General features: G+C 57.7%; 5 protein-coding genes, 1 other RNA gene and 1 pseudogene. 4 read left to right on the forward strand and 3 right to left on the reverse strand.

Features of this window, described 5'->3' with window-relative positions:
* Window positions 1-75 precede the first annotated feature (75 nt).
* From ssrS to M0974_RS24820, 3 genes are all read right to left on the reverse strand, one after another.
* Window positions 76-254, reverse strand: a non-coding RNA gene (gene ssrS / locus M0974_RS24810) — 6S RNA.
* A 32-nt stretch (window positions 255-286) separates the two neighbouring features.
* Window positions 287-604, reverse strand: coding sequence for a cell division protein ZapA (locus tag M0974_RS24815; protein ID WP_297843257.1), 318 nt, complete (start codon window positions 602-604; stop codon window positions 287-289).
* Window positions 601-810, reverse strand: a complete 210-nt coding sequence (locus M0974_RS24820; RefSeq protein ID WP_297843272.1) for a TIGR02449 family protein — start codon at window positions 808-810, stop codon at window positions 601-603. The genes M0974_RS24815 and M0974_RS24820 overlap by 4 nt, the downstream gene beginning before the upstream one ends.
* A gap of 183 nt (window positions 811-993) precedes the next feature.
* On the opposite strand from M0974_RS24820, the gene M0974_RS24825 reads away from it, so the two are divergent.
* The 4 genes and pseudogenes from M0974_RS24825 to M0974_RS24840 all read left to right on the forward strand — a co-directional run.
* Window positions 994-1,548, forward strand: coding sequence for a YecA family protein (locus M0974_RS24825; protein ID WP_297843260.1), 555 nt, complete (start codon window positions 994-996; stop codon window positions 1,546-1,548).
* 83 nt (window positions 1,549-1,631) lie between these two features.
* Window positions 1,632-2,966, forward strand: a complete 1,335-nt coding sequence (pepP, locus tag M0974_RS24830) for a Xaa-Pro aminopeptidase (RefSeq protein WP_297843263.1) — start codon at window positions 1,632-1,634, stop codon at window positions 2,964-2,966.
* On the forward strand, window positions 2,963-4,150 hold the full coding sequence (gene ubiH, locus M0974_RS24835) for a 2-octaprenyl-6-methoxyphenyl hydroxylase (RefSeq protein WP_297843265.1): 1,188 nt from the start codon (window positions 2,963-2,965) through the stop codon (window positions 4,148-4,150). The genes pepP and ubiH overlap by 4 nt, the downstream gene beginning before the upstream one ends.
* A 52-nt stretch (window positions 4,151-4,202) precedes the next feature.
* Window positions 4,203-4,510, forward strand: a pseudogene (locus M0974_RS24840) (NAD(P)-binding protein); the annotation flags it as partial.

A 4,510-nucleotide genomic window follows, 5' to 3' on the forward strand; every position in this document is an offset into this window, starting at 1 on the left:
CAGAGGCGAAGTCATCAGGCAGGTGACTTCGTGCTGCTCATTGCCCGCAAGGTGCCGACAATGAACATAAATGTGAGACTCCCCGACGAACCGCTGTCGGTGTAGCCCTTGAACCCGAAAGTTCAAGGTGGAGATTGCAGGAGGACTTAAGGCTTTCCGTCAAGCGGACATGCACACCGTCCCCAACGTGCAACCCCCGTGGTTGTGCGTATCGGCTCAGGGACATGACCGACTGGCTAGCACTCCAGGGAGCGGTCGCAAGTATACCCGAAACCTTTCCAAAGAATCACTTTTGGGTGGGTTCCGGATCGGCGGCCAGCACTAGATCAACCCTTTCCAGCAAATCGCGTACTTGTTCACGGGTCGAGCCGCTGGCTTGAACGTCAGGTAGATCCTGCTTATGCAGCAGATCATGAGTGATGTTCAGCGCCGCCATCACGGCGATACGATCAGCACCGATTACTTTGCCGCTGCTGCGTATTTCACGCATTTTTCCATCCAGGTACTTCGCCGCGCTAACCAGATTGGTGCGCTCTTCCTGGGGGCAAATGATCGAATATTCTTTGTCGAGGATCTGAACGGTGACGCTATTACTTGAACTCATGAGTCTTGCTCCAGGGCCTTGAGGCGCGAAATCATGGATTCCACCTTATGTCGGGCGATTTCGTTTTTTTCAATGAGGTGAGCGCGTTCCTCGCGCCAGGATTTTTCCTGAGCTACTAAGAGTCCATTTTGGCTTTTAAGTTGCTCGACCCGATTGATCAGCAACTCCAGCCGAGCCATCAACGCTTGTAGATCGGTATGTTCCATTGTGTCCCACTGAATACTTTCTGATGAATGGCGCAGATGCAGGCGCTTTGGATAGTCGTTCAAAAGAGCTTGCCGGGTAGTCTTGGCGTGTTCTCTGGTGCAATCGCTGGAAATAAGTGAGCGCACGCCCTACGATACAAGGCCTCCATTCTAGACATTGCGCCGCTTGGCGCCTAGTTGCCCATGCCTATTCAGAATTCTCCGTACAAAGCGTTCGCCGACCTGCTCAATTCCGGCGGTCATCCTGTGTCTCCCGCTGAGCTGCATGGCCTTTTGCTAGGCCGCAGCTGTGCCGGTGCTGGTTTCGATATCGACGGTTGGATGGTCGATGCGAGCGAAGTGCTCGGGGCCGCGCCGGAAGACAATATTCGTCAGGCATTGATTGGCCTGCAAGCGATGGTCAAGGGTGAACTGACCAGCGACGACATGACCGTCGTCCTGCTCCTGCCGACCGACGACGCTCCCTTGGGTGAGCGTGCTATTGCGCTCGGCCAGTGGTGCCAAGGCTTTCTCGCCGGTTTCGGTTTGACTGCTCGCGACAGCGCCATCAGTGCTGAAGCCATGGAAGTGCTGCAAGATTTGTCAGCAATCGCCCAAGTCCAAGACGCTCTGGAAGAGTCCGAAGACGGCGAGGGCGACTACATGGAAGTGATGGAATACCTGCGGGTTGCACCGCTGCTTCTGTTCACCGAATGCGCCAAACCCATTGCACCTGAGCCAAAACCTTCTTTGCACTGATCGCTCATTATTAGCGCTATCGGCCGTCTGCCTGTCGTTCAGGCAAACCGCTGGCAGCGCTCGAAAGGGGACTTCACCTGCTTATGATCCATATCCCGAAGTCGGAATACGCCCGTCGCCGCAAAGCGCTGATGGCACAAATGGTCCCCAACAGCATTGCAATTTTGCCGGCGGCTGCGGTGGCTATTCGTAATCGCGATGTCGAGCATGTTTATCGCCAGGACAGTGACTTCCAGTACCTCAGCGGCTTTGCGGAGCCGGAAGGGGTTATCGTACTGATACCCGGACGTGAGTACGGCGAGTACGTTTTGTTTTGTCGCGAGCGCAATCCTGCACGTGAGTTGTGGGACGGTCTGCGTGCAGGACAAGAAGGCGCCATTCGCGATTTCGGTGCAGATGACGCGTTCCCGATCAATGATATCGACGACATTCTTCCCGGTCTGATCGAAGGTCGTGATCGGGTGTACTCGGCCATGGGCAGCAACCCTGAATTTGATCGCCATGTGATGGACTGGATCAACGTGATCCGTTCCAAGGCGCATCTGGGCGCGCAGCCGCCGAACGAATTCGTTGCGCTGGATCATCTGCTGCACGACATGCGCCTGTATAAATCAGCGGCAGAAATCAAAGTTATGCGCTGCGCTGCCGAGATTTCTGCGCGCGCGCATGTTCGGGCAATGCAGGCCAGTCGTGCCGGTTTGCATGAGTTCAGCCTGGAGGCCGAACTGGATTACGAGTTTCGCAAGGGCGGGGCGAAGATGCCGGCCTATGGCTCGATTGTCGCGTCAGGCCGCAACGCCTGCATCCTGCATTATCAGGAGAACGACTCGGTGCTCAAGGACGGCGACCTGGTGTTGATCGACGCAGGCTGTGAGATTGATTGCTACGCCAGCGACATCACCCGCACGTTCCCGGTCAGTGGCAAATTTTCACCTGAGCAAAAAGCGATCTACGAATTGGTGCTCGACTCTCAGGAAGCTGCGTTCGCGGCCATTGGCCCGGGCAAGCACTGGAACCAGGCGCATGAAGCCACCGTGAGAGTCATTACCACGGGCCTGGTTGAGTTGGGTTTGCTGCAGGGCGACGTCGACGAGCTGATCGTCGCGGAAGCCTACAAAGCGTTTTATATGCACCGTGCCGGTCATTGGCTGGGCATGGACGTGCATGACGTGGGTGATTACAAAGTCGGTGGTGAATGGCGCGTACTGGAAGTCGGCATGACGCTGACGGTGGAGCCGGGGATTTATATTGCCCCGGACAATCAGAGCGTCGCAAAAAAATGGCGAGGGATTGGTGTGCGGATCGAGGATGACGTAGTGGTGACCAAACACGGTTGTGACGTGCTCTCCGGTGGTGTGCCGAAAACCGTCGCAGCCATCGAAGCCTTGATGGCTGCTGCCCGGGCCGAGGCTGCATGAGCCGGGTCAATATCGCAATCGTAGGTGGCGGACTGGTCGGTGCAAGCCTGGCCTTGGCGCTGCAAGCCGGGGCCAAGGCGCGAGGCTGGAAGATCGTTTTGATCGAACCTTTCGCGCCCGGTGATTCATATCAGCCGAGCTACGACGCACGTTCGTCCGCGTTGTCGTTTGGTGCTCGAAAAATTTATGAACGTCTCGGCCTTTGGCAACAGATCAGCCGCCGCGCTGAGCCCATTCTGCAGATTCAGGTGTCTGACCGTGGGCGTTTCGGCGCCGCACGTTTGTCGGCCCTGGAAGAAGGCGTGCCGGCATTGGGTTATGTGGTTGAAAACGCTTGGCTAGGTCAATGCCTGTGGCAAGGCCTGGACAAGGACGTGATCAGTTGGCGCTGCCCGGCCGAGGTCAAGCGCATGCAGGCTTTGGGCGACGGCTATCGGCTGACGCTAGATGACGAAACCGAGGTTGAATGCGATCTGGCGATACTGGCCGATGGTGGCCGTTCCGGGTTGCGCGAGCAATTGGGGATCGGTATCACCGAGCGTTCCTACAACCAAAGCGCGCTGATCGCCAACATCACGCCGAGCGAAGCGCACTGCGGGCAGGCCTTCGAACGTTTTACCGATGAAGGGCCGATGGCGCTGCTGCCGTTGCCAGAGAACCGCTGCGCGTTGGTTTGGACCCGCACTGGCATGGACGCTGAGCGCTTGGCCGCGCTGGATGAGCGCAGTTTTCTCGGTGAGCTGCAGGGTGTGTTTGGTTATCGTTTGGGCGCGTTGCGTCAGGTCGGCGCGCGGCACCTGTACCCGCTGAAACTGGTGGAGGCCGAAGAGCAAGTCCGGCCGCATTTGGCGGTGCTGGGCAATGCCGCCCACAGTCTGCACCCGATTGCCGGGCAGGGCTTCAACCTGTCGTTGCGCGACGCCAATGCCTTGGCCGAAGCCCTGCTGGCGAGCCAAAGCCTGCCGGGTGACTTCGCCACATTGGACGGTTATCGCGAGCGCCAACGGATGGATCAGCAGATGACCGTGGGTTTTTCCGATAAGGTCACGCGGCTATTTGGCAGTAATCAGCCTTTGGTGGGCGTCGGACGTAACCTTGGATTGCTCGGCCTTGATTTATTGCCGCCCGCCAAGCGCTGGTTCGCCCGTCAGGCCATGGGTTTGGGAACTCGAACCGATGTCTGATGCCTCTCTCTTTACACCACCGCTAACACTACTCGCGGGAATGATTTAAAGCATGGAAACGCGCGCAGATCTGCTGATTGTTGGGGCCGGAATGGTCGGTAGCGCCCTGGCGCTGGCATTGCAAGACAGCGGGCTGGAGATTTTGCTGCTCGATGGTAGCCCCATGAGCGTCACCCCGTTCGACTCGCAGTCAGCGTTTGAGCCTCGGGTCAGTGCGTTGTCTGCGGCTAGCCAGCGCATTCTCGAGCGCTTGAATGTTTGGGACGCAATGGTTGCGCGACGTGTCAGTCCGTATCGCGAAATGCAGGTGTGGGATGGCAGCGGCACTGGGCAGGTTCATTTCTCGGCCGACAGCGTGCA

It is taken from the genome of Pseudomonas sp., assembly GCF_026224925.1.
Taxonomy (GTDB): Bacteria; Pseudomonadota; Gammaproteobacteria; order Pseudomonadales; family Pseudomonadaceae; genus Aquipseudomonas.